A 14,872-nucleotide genomic window follows, 5' to 3' on the forward strand; every position below is an offset into this window, starting at 1 on the left:
CCGATGGCGAGCTGAAATCCGACATGACCGCGCGAAGGTGGGTGACTTTGCGCTTTAACGGCCGTTGCGACAACGGACTTTAGCCATAATTCGACGATGTCATGGGCTCGTGCGGGCGAATGGGAGCACTCAGTCGACGAGGCCGTACTTGAGGCCGTAGTGCGTCAGCTCGGCGTTGTTGCGCAGGCGCATCTTTTCGAGCAGGCGTGCGCGATAGACGCTCACCGTCTTGACACTCAGATTGAGTTCTTCGGCAATCTGGGTCAGGGTCTTGCCCGAGGCGATCATGCACAGGGTCTGGTATTCCCGATCAGAGAGCTTTTCATGCAAGGGGCGATCGGTGTCCTCGCTGATGGCTTCAGCCAGCTCCATGGCCAGTTCGGGGCTGACATACTTCTTGCCACTGGCGACCTGGCGGATGGCCGTCACCAGCAAATCAGGCGCGCTCTGCTTGGTGAGGTAACCGGCAGCCCCGGCCTTGAGGGCACGAATGGCGTACTGGTCTTCGGGGTACATACTCAGGATCAGAACGGGCAGGCGTGGATGTTCTTTCTTGATCAGTTTGAGGGCGTCGATGCCGTTGCGGTCGGGCATGGAGACGTCCATGAGCACCACGTCCCACTCGCCCTCGCGGCTTAGATGAAGGGCCTCCACGCCGTTACAGGCCTCGCCCGCGACCTCCATGTCCTCGGTGTCCGACAGAATCTGCCTCAGACCCTGACGCACAATGGCGTGGTCGTCGGCAATCATGACGCGGATGCGCTTGGTCATTCGGTAGGCTCCTGGTGAATGGCGCTCTGGATCGGGTCGTCCGCAGGTACCGTGATCTGCAACAGGGTACCCTTCGGTGCGCGAGCTTGCACGACGACAGTGCCGCCGAGGCTGGCGATCCGCTCGCGGACGCCGCGCAGACCGAAGGACTTGGGTTTGGCCAGATCTTCGTCCGAAATGCCGACCCCATTGTCGCCGACCTCAAGCAGAACGCCGTCGCCCGTGTGCATGAGCCTGACTTCGACTTCGCTGGCCTGGGCATGCTTGCTGACGTTGGTCAGCGCCTCCTGGAAGATACGGAAGAGCGCAATCGATTCGTCTTCGGGCAGCTCGGCATCGTCGTCCGCGCACAGAATGCGGCAGGTCAGTCCGGTGCGCTGGGCAAAGTCTTCCGCCTGGCTTTCGATGGCGGCCGCCAGACCGAAGTCCTTGAGGATACCCGGGCGTAGTTCGCGGGTGACACGCCCGACCGTTTCAATGGCTTCATCGATCAGCGTCTGGATCTGCCCAATGCGCTCATGCAGCTGCTCTCGAGGTATGTCGGGCTTGGAGGCAATCAATGCGGTGGAAAACTTGAGCGCCACAAGGTGCCCGCCCAGTACGTCGTGCACATCGCGGGCAATGCGCTCGCGTTCCTCTTCCTTCGCATTCTGCAGGTGGTTGGACAAGGCCTTCAGGTGCAACTGGGATGCGCGCAGTTCGGATTCCGTGCGCTTGCTCTGGGTGATGTTCCACATCACGCCTTCCCACACCTGGGTGCCGTTTGCTTCCGTGCGAGCGGACCCACGCACGTTGATCCATTTGGTGTCACCTGCCGTGGTGTGAATGCGTCCCTCCCAGTTGAGCTTGTCGCCCGAACTTGCGCTGTGTTCCAGCTCGGCGAAGAGCGTCTGGCGGTCTTCCGGGAGCAGTTGCGACTCGAAACGCGTGCCGTTGGCGCACAACGACTTGGGGGACATACCCAGCAGCATCTCGGTCGCTTCGCTGGCAAACAGGAATTCAAGGGCCTCGCCGGGCCGGCGCTCCATCTGGAAAATGACGCCCGGCGTGTTTGCCGCTGCAGCATGAAGGCGCGCCTCGGTCTGCTGTTGAATCTTGAGTTCGCGTTGCCGTGCGCGCCGGTTCTCAGCTTCGCGCAACTCGCGCTCGACGGCGGGGAAGAGGCGTTCGAGCCGGTTCTTGCTCAGGTAGTCGTGCGCCCCGGCGCGCATGGCGGCGATCGCGGTTTCCTCGCGAATCACCCCGGAAACAATGATGAAGGGGATGTCCAGTTGCAGTTGCTGGAGGATGCCCAGTGCGGCGATCGCGCTGAACCCGGGCAGGTCGTGATCGCTGATGATCAGATCCCAGGTGTGATGTCGCAGCGCAGATTCGGTACCGGCGGGAGTGTCTACGCGCAGCACATCGAGGTCGTATCCGGCGTGTCGAAAGCGGTGCGAGAGCAACAGGGCGTCGTCCTCGTTGTCTTCGATCATCAGGAGGCGTAGCGGACGGCGAGCCTGTATTGCGGGATTCATTCGGACGATTCTTCGCTGCGCAGTGTGGTCTTGATATCAGGAGATTATGCCGCGCAGGACCCGGGCATCCAAACTTCTGTGCGAATGGCTTCGCTTGAGGCTATAATCGCCAGCCTGCCGGTTTAGCTCAGTTGGTAGAGCAACTGATTTGTAATCAGTAGGTCGCGGGTTCGACTCCTGCAACCGGCACCAGCCGATCCTGATCTTCAGGATTTATTTTTGGTCTTTTTCTTGACACTGAAAATATTGGCGGCTATAGTTATGCCTCTCTGACGCGGGGTGGAGCAGTTGGCAGCTCGTCGGGCTCATAACCCGAAGGTCGCAGGTTCAAGTCCTGCCCCCGCAACCAAACACCGAACAGGCCGACAGATTATTCTGTCGGCCTGTTTCTTTTCGTCCGGCGATTATTCACTTTGTCGCTCGAATGCATGGGCGATACAGTGTCAGTCCGACAGAAATTGTGAGCCTCCGATTGCAACCGGAACACACGTTGCTTCTCAGCTTGTTCGAGTCGAGCGGGTATCGTGCTTTCACGGCCGAGCTCGATCGTCATGACGTGGATTGGGAGCGCCTGATCGTGCTTGCCTTGGAGCACGGTGTGGCGGAGCGCCTGTGTGAAGCCGTTGTGTCCGTCGGAGAAGGATGCGTTTCAGCTGACATTGTCGCGGGAGCGCACGTGTTTCTCGACGATCGGCGCAATTTGAACCGGCGGCTGGTTGAGGCTTTCCAGGGGATATTCACGACGCTGGAGGGCCATGGGATTTCAACGATCGCCTTCAAGGGGCCGGCCTTGGCGTCAAGTGCATATGGCGATCCGCTGGCACGTCATTTTCGCGATCTCGACTTTCTCGTCAAACGCGAGGATTTTTCGCGCTGTCTCGCCGTTCTGGCAGAGCTCGGATATGCGGATGACGCAACACTGAGCCCGCGGCAGTACCGCGAATTCTGTGACTACAACGGTGAGGTGTTGCTTTTCGGCCCCGCCGGTGCAATCGAGCCCCATTGGGCTTTTGCGCCACGGACGCTTGCCATCGAGTTCGACTACAACGATCTTTGGCTCAGGTCGCGAATGGTTGACATTCTGGGGTGCGAGATTCGTGTGTTGTGCCCGGAAGACGAGTTACTGGCGATATGCGTCCATGGATGCAAGGAGCGCTGGGTCAAGCTCAAGTGGATTGCCGATGTGTCCGCATTTCTCGCGCGCCACGATTCGCTTGATTGGGATGAGATGGTGAAGCGCTCAGCGCGCATGGGTGTGGCTCGAATGCTCAGAATCGGTCTGATGCTCGCGGCGCAACTCACACGGGGACGCAGTCCGCTGCCCGAGCATTTGAGATGCTGGCTTGATCGTGATCTCGTTGCTCGTGAATTGGCGCTGGAGGCGATGGGGGGGCTGGCCGCTCAGCATGCGCCAGCGTCCGTGTTCGATTTGAATGCCTTTCACTGGCGTATGAGGGAGCGTGTCTGGGATCGCATGAACTATGCGTGGCGGACGATAACGCAACCTCAGAGTCGCCACTTTGAGGCAATGGATATCCCGGATGTGTTTTTCCCGCTCTATATCCCCTTGAAGGTAGTCCACGATTATTTCGCTTTGCCAGCGTGGTTGATGCTTAAGCGGCTGCGCAGAGGAGTTGGCCGGTTCCATGAATCTAGATGATCGGCAGATTTGTCCCGGACAGGGCGTTCACGCCTTTTACCTCGAGCGTGACTGCGTGCTCTTCCATCAGGACGCTCAGACCCTGTTTCACCTGAACGCGACCGCCGGCTATGTGTGGTGCCTTCTGGAGATGGAGAAGCGTCCGAACGATATCCCGTCGGTACTTTCCGAGGCCTTCGGTCTGGCGCCGGACGCTGCTCGTGATGCGGTTCTGCAGGCTTTGGCGATGTTCGAAGAGGCGGGCGTACTGGCCAACTCATCGTGCCGCGAGAGCGATCCTGATGCGATTGACCCAAGTCCAGATGCACCCGAATCTGTCGTTCTCGCAGCCTCGTCAGGCCCCGTATTTTCTTGCCAGCTCTTGAGCTCAGGCTTCGAGATCCGGTTGGCAAACGAAGCTCAGCGAGCGCTTGTGCACTCCATGCTGGGGCATCTGGCGGTTGTTGCTGCTGTCGAGGCAGATGCTCCCCGCTTCAGGATTGACGTGACCGAAGACCCCTCCGGGCAGATCGGCATCTTTCTGGATGGTCGCTGCATGAGAGAGGGGAGGGGCAGGAATACCATGGCGCCAATGCTGAAGAGCTTGGTGTGGCAGACGGCCTTGCTCAATCATGATTTCTTCGTGGACATCCATGCCGGAGTCGTCGGTGATGGCGAGCGGTGCCTGATGTTCCCGGCGGCGGCCGGCAGTGGCAAGACCACACTGACGGCGGCAATGATCCATGAAGGGTATGAGTACTTGTCGGACGAAGTGGCCCTGTTGAGCCTGCCGGAGATGACGGTCGAACCAATGCCGATGGCAATGTGCGTGAAGAGCACCGGGGTCGAGGCTCTGCTTTCTCGTTATCCCGTGCTGGCTGAATTGCCGGAACACCTCAGGGGCGACGGAAAGCATGTGCGCTACCTGCGCCCGCCCGCCGGAAGCATTCCAGGAGGTGAGGCACGTCGAGCGGTTCAGGCCATTGTTTTTCCGGTCTATCGGCCGGGAGGGACGACCTACTTGCAACCGCTGTCGGTTTCCGAGGCGTTGGCGGCGTTTCTGGATGAGTGTCTCGTGGTTTCGAAACCGCTGGACGTGACTTCTGTGGGAAGCATGTTGGATTGGTTCGTCACGACCCCTTGTTATCGTTTGACCATTGGAAATACCGAAGAGAGTGTCAGGATCGTCCGGGGGTTGTTGGGCGCTGTTCCACGGCGTTGAACGAACGAGAGTCGGTGTTTTTTACACTCGGGGCGATAGGGGGGCGTAGCGGCGCCTGATCGGGTTTGTAAATATTGGATAAACAAACGTTTTTATATTCGGGTTCGATTTTTGCTACGATCGTTGTGGAAAGGTTTCCAACGTGACATTTGGAGGTTTAAATGAGTCAAGACCAACAGAGTGCAAGCGTTGAGGCGCGTCGCAAGTTCCTTCAAACTGCAGGCAAGGCAGTTGCTGCGGCACCGGCGGTCACCCTGCTGATGTCAGCTGGTCGTGCCAATGCTCAGACTGCTGATCCGTACGGCCCCACGGGTGGCGGCCAGGGCCCGGCGACTGGCGGCGGCAACTGATCGCACAGTCCGCTTTCAACAAAAAAGGCAGACCTCAGGTCTGCCTTTTTTGTTGTCTGATTCAAGCGTTGTTGTCTAGCGGTCACCGCGAGTCATCTGAAGTATGGTTCTCAACGAAAGCGCACAGATCAAGGGGAGAACATATCGGATACCGTCCGGCTGGGTGGCGATGGCGGCACCACTTGCAAGACCGATGGCGACAAGCAGGATTGAGCTGGTTTTCAACATGGCAGCATCTCCGGAGGTGGTTGCAAATACAGTACTGATCATAAATACAGTTTTTGCGTTGTGCAAGCCCGTTTGTCGTGCGCAAAAAAAACGCCAAGGCGATGTGCCTTGGCGTTCGGTATCGGGTTGGTGGAGCCGGGGGGAATCGAACCCCCGTCCGCAAGCCCTCTACAGCGAGCTCTACATACTTAGTCTGTCAGTTTTGATTTAATCACGGGGGTCGGCCGACAGACGGACCATCCCGCAACGAGTTGCCTTGGTTTTAGGCTTCGCGTCAAGCAACCCGACGCGTCACCGAGTCCCTGTAAATGACACTGCAAGATGCGGCTTTCACCCCATCATCCGACCCAGGAACCTGTCGGTGCAGCGCCCGCCGGGGTTAAGCGGCGAGAGCGAAACGCTCGTCGTTGGCGTTTATTGATTTCCAGCGGATTTACGAGGTGACTGGACCTCGGCATGCACTCATCTGCTTCGCGACCCACGTCGAAGCCATGTCGGCCCCACGCGTATCCTGAATATCGGGGGTATTCTTCCGATTTCAAGAGCCGCCAGTCTACCACGTTGCGTTCTAGTCAGCCGAGTTCCAGTAGTTGGGCTGGCTCGTCAATGATCCAGTCAGCGCCCCAGGATTCAATGGGTGAATCAACGCCAAGATAGCCCCATCGTACAGCGACCGTTTTCATGCCGGCGGCGCTGCCGGCTTCGATGTCCCTGAGGTCATCGCCAACATAGAGGCATTCGGTGACGGCAAGGCTGATTTTCTGAGCAGCCAGAATCATGGGGTCGGGTGCGGGTTTCGGGCGCTTTGCACTGTCTCCGCTGACGATGCAGGCACTACGCGTCGAAACCTTGAGTGCATCAAGGAGGGGTTCGGTAAACCGGCGTGGTTTGTTGGTGACCACGCCCCATAGAGTACCCCTCGCCTCCAAGGATGAGAGTACAGGTTCAAGGTCGGCGAAAATCCGGGTGTTAACGCAGAGGCGCTCTGCGTAGATGTCCAGATAACGCTCGGCAAGCGGCCCATAAGCTTTGTCGGCCGGGGAGAGTCCGAAGCCCACCCGAAGCATGCCACGTGTGCCTGCTGACGTGTGGGGGCGCAATGCCGCCATCGGAAGTGGCTCAAGGCCGCACTCGCGCCGCAATGAATTGAGGGCGCCCCCCATATCCGGTGCTGTGTCGGCAAGTGTGCCATCCAGGTCGAAGAGGATTGCCTTAAAGCTCACGCTGTGTATGCATCAGGTAATTTACGCCGGTGTCATTGCCCAGGGCGTACACCTTGGTGATCGGGTTGTACGTGAGACCGCACATGGTGCGTGTTGCAAGGCCATTGACGCGCGCCATGCGACTCAGTTCGGAGGGCTTGATGAATTTCGCGTAATCATGCGTTCCGCGAGGCAGCAAATTGAGGACGTACTCTGCGCCGATTACGGCCAGCAGATACGCTTTTGCATTGCGATTGATCGTTGAAAAGAAGACGTGGCCGCCCGGCTTCACCATGCGCGCACACGCGGCGACAATGCTGGCCGGATCAGGCACGTGCTCAAGCATTTCGAGACAGGTGACAACATCGAAAGCGTCAGGATTCGTGTCCGCCATGTCTTCTGCGCTGATGTGTTGATAATCGATGTCAAGCCCTGATTCGTGCAGGTGAAGCCTGGCAACACTGAGTGCTTTTTCCCCGAGGTCGATGCCTGTCACGTTGGCGCCCCGGAACGCCATGCCCTCGGCAAGAATGCCGCCGCCGCAGCCAACATCAATCACGCGCTTCCCTTCGAGCGAGACAATGCCGTCGATCCAATCGAGGCGTAGGGGATTGATTTCGTGCAGCGGGCGAAATTCTGATTCCGGGTCCCACCACCGATGGGCTATTTCACTGAATTTTTGCAACTCTGCTGGATCGGCGTTCATTTATTTCTTGCGGCAGTGGCGAGGGCAAAAAAGATAGCATGAAAAGAAAAAGCCCCGCTTGATGCGGGGCTTTTTCTTGAGCAGAAGGTCGATTACTTGGAACCGATCACTTCGATCTCAACACGACGGTCCGGCTGCAGGCACTCGATGAGCTTCTTGCGGCCCAGGTTGTTCTTGCAGTTGTCGGTCGTCACTGGCTGGGTTTCACCCTTGCCTTCGGTGTAGATACGGTTGGCTTCGATACCCTTGCCGACCAGATAGTCCTTGACGGCAGCAGCGCGCTTTTCGGACAGTTTCTGGTTGTAGGAAGCGGAGCCGAGACGGTCGGTGTGGCCGACAGCCAGGATCACTTCCAGTTTCAGGGCTTCAGCCTGGGATGCAAGACGATCCAGCTTGGACTTGCCTTCCGGCTTCAGAACAGCCTTGTCGAAATCGAACAGGGCGTCAGCAGCCAGCTTGACCTTGTCAGCGGAGGGCTTCGGTGCCGGAGCAGCCGGAGCTGCAGGCTCGGCGGCAGCCATTGGAGCCACACAAGCGTCTTTCGGCATCAGGTCACCGTCGCAACCACAACCGACCGGGAACTCGCCAGCAGCGACATTCGCAGCTGCGGCCGGGGTCCAGTAACCGGTGCGCCAGCACAGGTCATAGCCACTGCGCGCAACAACGTTGCGGCCGTCGATCACGTACGGGATTTCGCCCTTGCCGGTCACGACGATGTCGTCCGCTGCGATGGCAGCAGTTGCGGTGATACCCAGTGCAGCAGCCGCAGCAGCCATCGTGAGCTGTTTTTTCATTTGTTTGATCATAGGTTCCTCGTCAATTGGCAAGGTTTTAAAAGTCACTGACCGTCGAAACTCACGGTAATACTCTAATTAATTACCGAGCTTATTCTGCCATACGCGTGCGATGGCGAGCAATTCGCTGTTGGGTTTTTGCAACACTTGTTTTTCTCCCACCACAAGCGTTCCGCCCACCCAAACGTCGGTCACGTGCTCGCGGCCTGCACAGTACACCAGATGCGAAATCGGGTTAAAGCAGGGTTGTGTTTCGATTTCTGACAATCTGACAGCGCATATATCGGCGAGTTTCCCGATTTCCAGTGATCCGATATCTTTTTCCATGCCCAGCGCCTCGGCGCCATCGAGGGTGGCCATGCGTAAAACGCGGGCAGCAGGCAAGGTTGACGCGTTTCCGGTGGAGACCTTGGCCAGCAAGGCCGCATGGCGCATTTCGCTGAACAGGTCGAGTCGATTGTTGCTGGCAGCGCCATCCGTGCCCAGCGCGACTTTCACGCCTCGGTCAATCAGGGCGCTGACGGGTGCGATCCCCGAAGCGAGTTTCATGTTCGAGGATGGGCAGTGCGCGACGCTCGCGCCATGGGTGGCGAGGATGTCTATGTCCTGATTGTCTAGATGGACGGCGTGGACCGCGATCATGCCGGGCCCTGCGATACCGAGTCTGGCCAGCCGCTCCAGCGGGCGCATGCCGTGCTGCTTCAGGCTTTCCTCGACTTCAAACGCCGTCTCATGCACATGAACGTGGATCACTGTATCAAGCTCGTTAGCGAGATTGGCGATTCGGCGGAATGTGTCATCGGAGACGGTGTAGGGCGCATGTGGCGCCATCGAGAAACGTATCCGTTCATGACCACGCCAGTTGTCACGGGCGGCCAGTCCCTTTTTGAGATATTCGTCTACGTTGCTGGCGTAAGGGGTCGGAAATTCGATCGCAGTTACGCCGATGACTGCCCGCATTCCGGTTGTGTCAAAGGCCTCGGCCGCCGCATCCGGGAAAAAATACATTTCGTTGCAGGTGGTGATGCCGCCGCGCAGCATCTCGGCGGCGGCCAGCAGGCTGCCGTCCCGAACGAACTGAGGGCTGACGTATTTGCCTTCGGCAGGCCAGATTGCCTCTTCAAGCCACTGCATGAGGGGCAGGTCGTCCGCCAGGCCGCGGAGCAGGCTCATGGCTGCATGGGCGTGAGCATTGATGAGGCCCGGGATCAGTACATGTTCGTTCATGACCTGCTCTTTGGCGTCGGGGTAGCGAACTTGCGCCTGATCGCGCGGCAACAGATCGACAATCCGGCCGTCTTTAATGGCGACGCTGTGGTTTTCCAGCACCACATTTGCCGGTTCGACCGGAACAATCCAGCGGGCCGTGAGCAGTTGGTCGGCGGTAGTGCTCATGCGTTTTCTCTCAACCATGGGTAGAGGCATTCAATCCGCTGTGATCGAAAAGATCAAGCAAAGGGGCGAACTGGCCGCCGGGTCTGACCGACCACGCCATCAGGATGTTCCCGGAACGTCGGAAAGCGATGCCTGACGTGATAATATTTCCCTCTTTTTACTACCGCCCTGCGGGGCTGTACGGACACCATGGATCAATTCGCCAAAGAGACGCTCCCAATCAGTCTTGAGGAAGAGATGCGCCATGCCTATCTCGATTACGCCATGAGCGTGATTGTGGGGCGAGCGCTACCGGACGCACGGGATGGTCTCAAGCCGGTTCACCGGCGCGTGCTTTTTGCCATGGACGAGGCAAACAACGCCTGGAATCGCCCGTATGTGAAGTGTGCCCGCGTGGTCGGCGATGTGATGGGTAAGTACCACCCTCACGGTGATTCGGCCATCTACGACACGCTGGTGCGCATGGCGCAGGACTTTTCGCTGCGTTACATGCTGGTTGATGGTCAGGGCAACTTCGGCTCGATCGACGGCGATAACGCCGCGGCCATGCGTTACACCGAATGTCGTCAGGCGCGTATCGCGAGCGAGTTGCTCGCCGACATCGACAAGGAAACGGTCGATTTCGTGCCCAACTACGACGGCAAGGAAAAAGAGCCGTCTGTCCTGCCCGCTCGTATCCCGAACCTGTTGATCAACGGTTCCGCCGGTATCGCGGTCGGCATGGCGACCAACATTCCCCCCCACAATATTTCGGAAGTCATCGAGGCCTGCCTGCTGCTGCTCAATCAGCCAGACACGGATATCGAAGACCTGATCCGCATCGTCAAGGCACCGGACTTTCCGACGGCCGGACTGATTTACGGAATTTCGGGCGTTCATGACGGTTATCGGACGGGGCGTGGTCGCGTGATCATGCGCGCCCGAACCCATTTCGAAGATGTCGAGAAAGGCAATCGCGAAGCGATCATCGTCGATGAGTTGCCGTATCAGGTGAACAAGCGCGCACTGCTCGAACGTATTGCCGAACTGGTCAATGAGAAGCGGATCGAGGGTATCTCCGAAATTCGTGACGAGTCCGACAAGTCGGGCATGCGGGTCGTCATCGAGCTCAAGCGCGGCGAGATGCCTGAGGTGGTGCTCAACAAGCTGTTCAAGCAGACCCAGTTGCAGGACACCTTCGGCATGAACATGGTGGCCCTGGTTGACGGGCGTCCCAAGGTGCTGAACCTGCACGAGATGCTCGACTGCTTCTTGCAGCATCGTCGTGAAGTGGTGACGCGCCGGACCATTTTCGAACTGCGCAAGGCCCGTGAGCGCGGCCATGTGCTCGAAGGTTTGGCTGTAGCGCTGTCGAACGTTGACGAGATCATCGCCCTGATCAAAGCAGCGGCGAACCCGGCCGAGGCCAAGCAGGGGTTGATGGCGCGTTTGTGGCGTTCGGATCTGGTCGAAGCGATGCTGACGCGTGCCGAGGCCGATAGCAGCAGTTATCGCCCTGATGGGCTCGCGCCCGAGTTCGGACTCCAGCCCGATGGCTATCGCCTGTCGGAAACTCAGGCGCAGGCAATTCTCGATCTGCGTCTTCAGAAGCTCACCGGGCTTGAGCAGGACAAGATCGTCGGCGAGTACAAGGAGATCATGGAACTGATCACCGACTTGCTCGACATTCTCGCCAAGCCCGAGCGAGTGACGGCGATCATCGGCGAAGAGCTTGAAGCCATCAAAGAACAGTATGGCGACGAGCGTCGCTCGGAAATCGTGCTTGATACGGCCGATATCAATATCGAGGATCTGATCGCGCCCGAAGAGATGGTGGTGACGCTTTCGCATACCGGTTACTTCAAGCGTCAGCCCCTGACCGACTATCGATCTCAGCGTCGTGGCGGACGTGGCAAGCAGGCGACGCAAATGAAGGACGACGACTTCATTGACCGGCTGTTTGTTGCCAATACGCACGACACGATCATGTGTTTCTCAAATCGTGGCCGCGCCTACTGGCTGAAGGTCTATGAGGTGCCCGAAGGGACGCGCAATTCACGCGGCAAGCCCATCATCAACCTCTTCCCGATGCAGGAAGGCGAGAAGATCACCGCCGTACTGCCGGTCAAGGAGTTCGATGAAGGTCACTTTGTCTTCATGGCGACCTCACGCGGCACCGTCAAGAAGACCCCGCTGTCAGACTTCTCCAATCCGCGCAAGGCCGGCATCATTGCTGTGGGCCTGGATGAAGACGATTACCTCATTGGCGTACAGATCACGGATGGTGGCTATGACGTCATGCTCTTCTCCGACGCCGGCAAGGCCGTCAGGTTCGCCGAAACCGACGTGCGCCCGATGGGCCGAACGGCACGCGGGGTGCGCGGCATGATGCTCGAACCGGGTCAGCAGGTCATCAGCATGCTGGCCGCCTCCGACGAAAGCTGGTCGGTACTCACGGCCACCGAAAACGGTTATGGCAAGCGCACGCCGGTGGCGGAATACACCCGCCACGGTCGCGGCACCAAAGGCATGATCGCCATTCAGTCCTCCGAGCGTAACGGCAAGCTGGTGGGGGCTGTGCTGGTTCAGCCGCAACACCAGATCATGCTGATTTCGACCGGTGGTGTGCTGATTCGTACCAAGGTTGAACATATCCGGGAGATGGGGCGTTCCACACAGGGTGTGACGCTGATTTCGCTCGACAAAGGCACTTTCCTCGCCGGCATCGAGCCCGTGGCAGAAACCGACGATGAAGACGACGAATTCATCGAGGGTGAAGAGGGCGCAACCGGTTCGGCGGATGTACCCGCTGACGACGCTCCGGCCAGCGATGAAGGCGAGGACGGAGAAGCATAATGTCTCGCGTGCTCAACTTTTCGGCGGGCCCCGCAGCCCTGCCGGAGTCGGTCCTGAGGCGGGCTGCCGAGGAAATGCTCGACTGGCATGGAACCGGTGTCAGCGTGATGGAAATGAGCCATCGCAGTGCCGCCTTCCAGTCGATCTATACCCAGGCAGAGGCCGATTTTCGCGAACTCCTCGGGGTGCCGTCGAATTACCGCATTCTTTTCATGCAGGGCGGGGCGATCGCCGAGAACGCGATCATTCCCATGAACCTGCTGGGCGACAAGCGCGTCGCCGACTACGTGGTGACCGGTTCGTGGTCCGCCAAATCGCAGAAAGAGGCGCGCAAGTTCGCCGAGGTCAATATCGCTGCGTCGAGTGAAAGCACGGGCTTCACTACCATTCCAGCCACGGAGCAATGGCAGCTGTCGGCGGATCCTGCCTACGTGTTCATCTGCTCCAACGAGACCATCGTGGGGGTTGAATACGGCTTTGATCCGGATCTGGCAAAGATCGGTCGAGCGGGGCTCCCCCTGGTGGCGGACATGTCGTCGAACATCCTGTCCCGACCGATGGACGTGTCCCGCTACGGCCTTATCTTCGGCGGCGCGCAAAAGAATATCGGCCCGGCGGGGCTCACCTTCGTGATCGTCCGCGAGGACTTGCTGGGCAAGGCGCACCAGGACTGCCCCTCGGCATTCGACTACAAGCTCGTGGCCGAAAACGAATCCATGTACAACACCCCGCCCACTTACGCCATCTACATCGCAGGACTTGTGTTCCAGTGGCTGCGCGCGCAGGGCGGGCTCGAAGCAATGGCTGAGCGCAATGCGGCCAAGGCGGCCTTGCTCTATGACACCATCGACGCGAGTAGTTTTTACGAAAACAGGATTGATCGCGCGTGTCGCTCGCGCATGAACGTGCCATTCCTGCTCCGGGATGAATCGCTCAACAGCGTCTTTCTGGAAGAGAGTGCCGCGGCGGGCCTGGTACAGCTGAAAGGTCACAAGTCAGTGGGTGGCATGCGTGCTTCCATCTACAACGCCATGCCGATCACCGGGGTGCAGGCGCTCGTGGATTTCATGCTTGATTTTGAAAAGCGAAAGGGTTGAAGAGGCGAAGACATGAGCGAAGAAAAGGAACTGCTCAAGCTGCGCAACGAGATCGATGCGATCGATGACGAGTTGCTGGCGAAGTTTTCGCGGCGCGCCCAGCTCGCACAGCGCGTGGGTGAAATCAAGCACGGCAACATCTACCGGCCGGAGCGCGAAGCCCAGGTGCTGCGTCGTCTGGCCGAAGCCAATCCGGGTCCGCTGCCCGATACGGCAATTCAGCGGGTTTTTCGTGAATTGATGTCTGCCTGTCTGGCGCTCGAGCAACCGCTCAAGGTGGCTTATCTCGGCCCGGCCGGAACGTTCTCGGAAAGTGCGTCTCGCAAGCACTTTGGCAGTGCGCCGACGCTGATGCCGATGCTGGCAATTGACGACGTCTTCCGCTCTGTCGAAGCCGGCACTGTCGACTACGGTGTCGTGCCGGTCGAGAACTCCACTGAAGGTGCTGTGGGGCGTACGCTGGATCTGTTGCTGGCCAACCCGCTGAAGATCTGTGGCGAGGTCAAGCTGCGGATCAATCAGCACCTCATGTCAAAGGCTGATGGTCTTGGTGCAGCACGGCGCGTCTATTCCCATGCGCAGAGCCTTGCCCAGTGTCAGGAGTGGCTCAACCGCAACCTGCCGGCCTTGCCTCGCGTCCCGGTGGCCAGCAACGCTGAAGCGGCACGACTGGCCTCCGAAGACCCCGAATCCGTGGCCATCGCGGGCGAGGCGGCAGCAGAGTTGTACGGCCTGAACATTCTTTCGGCCAACATTGAAGACGACCCCAACAACACGACGCGCTTTCTCGTGATTTGCCAGCACGATGCCGGGCCTTCGGGAAAGGACAAGACGTCGATCGTGTGTTCGACACCGAATCGCGCGGGCGCAATGCATCGACTGCTTCAGCCGCTGGCCGACTTCGGTGTGAGCATGACCAAACTTCAGTCGCGTCCGGCTCGTTCGGGGCTGTGGGAATACGTGTACTACATTGACTTTGAGGGGCACCAGAGCGACGACTCGGTGGCATCGGCGCTCAAGGCGCTGGAAGACAACGCCAGCTTCGTCAAGGTGCTGGGGTCGTATCCTGCCGCAGCCATGTAACGCTCGGCTGGGCATCATAAAGAACTAGCGGGA

12 protein-coding genes, 2 tRNA genes and 1 other RNA gene are annotated in these 14,872 nt (G+C 58.9%); 8 read left to right on the forward strand and 7 right to left on the reverse strand.

All coding sequences use genetic code 11. From position 1 onward, the window contains the following. Positions 1-129: 129 nt before the first annotated feature. Together J0W34_RS07800 and J0W34_RS07805 are read right to left on the reverse strand one after the other, a co-directional pair. Entirely contained in the window at positions 130-771 is a 642-nt protein-coding gene (locus J0W34_RS07800) for a response regulator (RefSeq protein ID WP_227816956.1), read from the reverse strand. Beyond that, positions 768-2,288 (reverse strand): hybrid sensor histidine kinase/response regulator, encoded by a 1,521-nt coding sequence (locus J0W34_RS07805; protein ID WP_230971271.1) that lies wholly within the window; start codon positions 2,286-2,288, stop codon positions 768-770. Before J0W34_RS07805 ends, J0W34_RS07800 begins: the two co-directional genes overlap by 4 nt. A gap of 116 nt (positions 2,289-2,404) precedes the next feature. Here J0W34_RS07805 and J0W34_RS07810 point away from each other — a divergent pair. From J0W34_RS07810 to J0W34_RS07830, 5 genes are all read left to right on the forward strand, one after another. Beyond that, a tRNA-Thr gene (locus J0W34_RS07810) sits at positions 2,405-2,480 on the forward strand. Positions 2,481-2,561: 81 nt separating this feature from the next. Next, positions 2,562-2,637 (forward strand) — tRNA-Met (locus J0W34_RS07815). A 141-nt stretch (positions 2,638-2,778) separates the two neighbouring features. Further along, positions 2,779-3,948 (forward strand): nucleotidyltransferase domain-containing protein, encoded by a 1,170-nt coding sequence (locus J0W34_RS07820; RefSeq protein ID WP_230971272.1) that lies wholly within the window; start codon positions 2,779-2,781, stop codon positions 3,946-3,948. Next, on the forward strand, positions 3,935-5,149 hold the full coding sequence (locus J0W34_RS07825; RefSeq protein ID WP_227815068.1) for a PqqD family peptide modification chaperone: 1,215 nt from the start codon (positions 3,935-3,937) through the stop codon (positions 5,147-5,149). The genes J0W34_RS07820 and J0W34_RS07825 overlap by 14 nt, the downstream gene beginning before the upstream one ends. Before the next feature lie 161 nt (positions 5,150-5,310). Further along, a complete protein-coding gene (locus J0W34_RS07830; protein WP_227815067.1) occupies positions 5,311-5,499 on the forward strand; it encodes a hypothetical protein in 189 nt (62 codons plus the stop codon). A gap of 355 nt (positions 5,500-5,854) precedes the next feature. Here the strand turns inward: J0W34_RS07830 and ssrA are convergent. From ssrA to J0W34_RS07855, 5 genes are all read right to left on the reverse strand, one after another. Beyond that, positions 5,855-6,229: a transfer-messenger RNA gene (ssrA, locus tag J0W34_RS07835) on the reverse strand. Positions 6,230-6,299: 70 nt separating this feature from the next. Then, positions 6,300-6,950, reverse strand: coding sequence for an HAD family hydrolase (locus J0W34_RS07840; protein ID WP_230971273.1), 651 nt, complete (start codon positions 6,948-6,950; stop codon positions 6,300-6,302). Then, positions 6,940-7,635 carry a bifunctional 2-polyprenyl-6-hydroxyphenol methylase/3-demethylubiquinol 3-O-methyltransferase UbiG gene (gene ubiG, locus J0W34_RS07845; RefSeq protein ID WP_227815065.1) on the reverse strand — a complete coding sequence of 232 codons (696 nt, stop codon included), beginning with the start codon at positions 7,633-7,635 and terminating at the stop codon, positions 6,940-6,942. Before ubiG ends, J0W34_RS07840 begins: the two co-directional genes overlap by 11 nt. 92 nt (positions 7,636-7,727) lie before the next feature. Continuing rightward, positions 7,728-8,441 carry an OmpA family protein gene (locus tag J0W34_RS07850; protein ID WP_227815064.1) on the reverse strand — a complete coding sequence of 238 codons (714 nt, stop codon included), beginning with the start codon at positions 8,439-8,441 and terminating at the stop codon, positions 7,728-7,730. A 66-nt stretch (positions 8,442-8,507) separates the two neighbouring features. After that, positions 8,508-9,824 (reverse strand): TRZ/ATZ family hydrolase, encoded by a 1,317-nt coding sequence (locus J0W34_RS07855; RefSeq protein WP_230971274.1) that lies wholly within the window; start codon positions 9,822-9,824, stop codon positions 8,508-8,510. A gap of 189 nt (positions 9,825-10,013) precedes the next feature. Here J0W34_RS07855 and gyrA point away from each other — a divergent pair, with 189 nt between their 5' ends. From gyrA to pheA, 3 genes are read left to right on the forward strand one after another with little or no spacing between them, the layout of a single operon-like run. Beyond that, positions 10,014-12,659, forward strand: coding sequence for a DNA gyrase subunit A (gene gyrA, locus J0W34_RS07860; protein WP_230971275.1), 2,646 nt, complete (start codon positions 10,014-10,016; stop codon positions 12,657-12,659). Continuing rightward, positions 12,659-13,756: a 3-phosphoserine/phosphohydroxythreonine transaminase gene (serC, locus tag J0W34_RS07865; RefSeq protein ID WP_230971276.1), complete on the forward strand. Its 1,098-nt coding sequence runs from the start codon at positions 12,659-12,661 to the stop codon at positions 13,754-13,756. Before gyrA ends, serC begins: the two co-directional genes overlap by 1 nt. Before the next feature lie 12 nt (positions 13,757-13,768). Next, positions 13,769-14,839 (forward strand): prephenate dehydratase, encoded by a 1,071-nt coding sequence (pheA, locus tag J0W34_RS07870; RefSeq protein ID WP_227815060.1) that lies wholly within the window; start codon positions 13,769-13,771, stop codon positions 14,837-14,839. Positions 14,840-14,872 lie beyond the last annotated feature (33 nt).

This window comes from Nitrogeniibacter aestuarii (genome assembly GCF_017309585.1).
GTDB classification, from domain to species: Bacteria; Pseudomonadota; Gammaproteobacteria; order Burkholderiales; family Rhodocyclaceae; genus Nitrogeniibacter; species Nitrogeniibacter aestuarii.

Coding starts and splice junctions, on each gene's coding strand:
- J0W34_RS07800 (WP_227816956.1), bottom strand. CDS start 771: ATGACCAAGCGCATCCGCGTCATGATTGCCGACGACCACGCCATTGTG.
- J0W34_RS07805 (WP_230971271.1), bottom strand. CDS start 2,288: ATGAATCCCGCAATACAGGCTCGCCGTCCGCTACGCCTCCTGATGATC.
- J0W34_RS07825 (WP_227815068.1), top strand. CDS start 3,935: ATGAATCTAGATGATCGGCAGATTTGTCCCGGACAGGGCGTTCACGCC.
- J0W34_RS07830 (WP_227815067.1), top strand. CDS start 5,311: ATGAGTCAAGACCAACAGAGTGCAAGCGTTGAGGCGCGTCGCAAGTTC.
- ubiG (WP_227815065.1), bottom strand. CDS start 7,635: ATGAACGCCGATCCAGCAGAGTTGCAAAAATTCAGTGAAATAGCCCAT.
- J0W34_RS07850 (WP_227815064.1), bottom strand. CDS start 8,441: ATGATCAAACAAATGAAAAAACAGCTCACGATGGCTGCTGCGGCTGCT.
- J0W34_RS07855 (WP_230971274.1), bottom strand. CDS start 9,824: ATGAGCACTACCGCCGACCAACTGCTCACGGCCCGCTGGATTGTTCCG.
- gyrA (WP_230971275.1), top strand. CDS start 10,014: ATGGATCAATTCGCCAAAGAGACGCTCCCAATCAGTCTTGAGGAAGAG.
- serC (WP_230971276.1), top strand. CDS start 12,659: ATGTCTCGCGTGCTCAACTTTTCGGCGGGCCCCGCAGCCCTGCCGGAG.
- pheA (WP_227815060.1), top strand. CDS start 13,769: ATGAGCGAAGAAAAGGAACTGCTCAAGCTGCGCAACGAGATCGATGCG.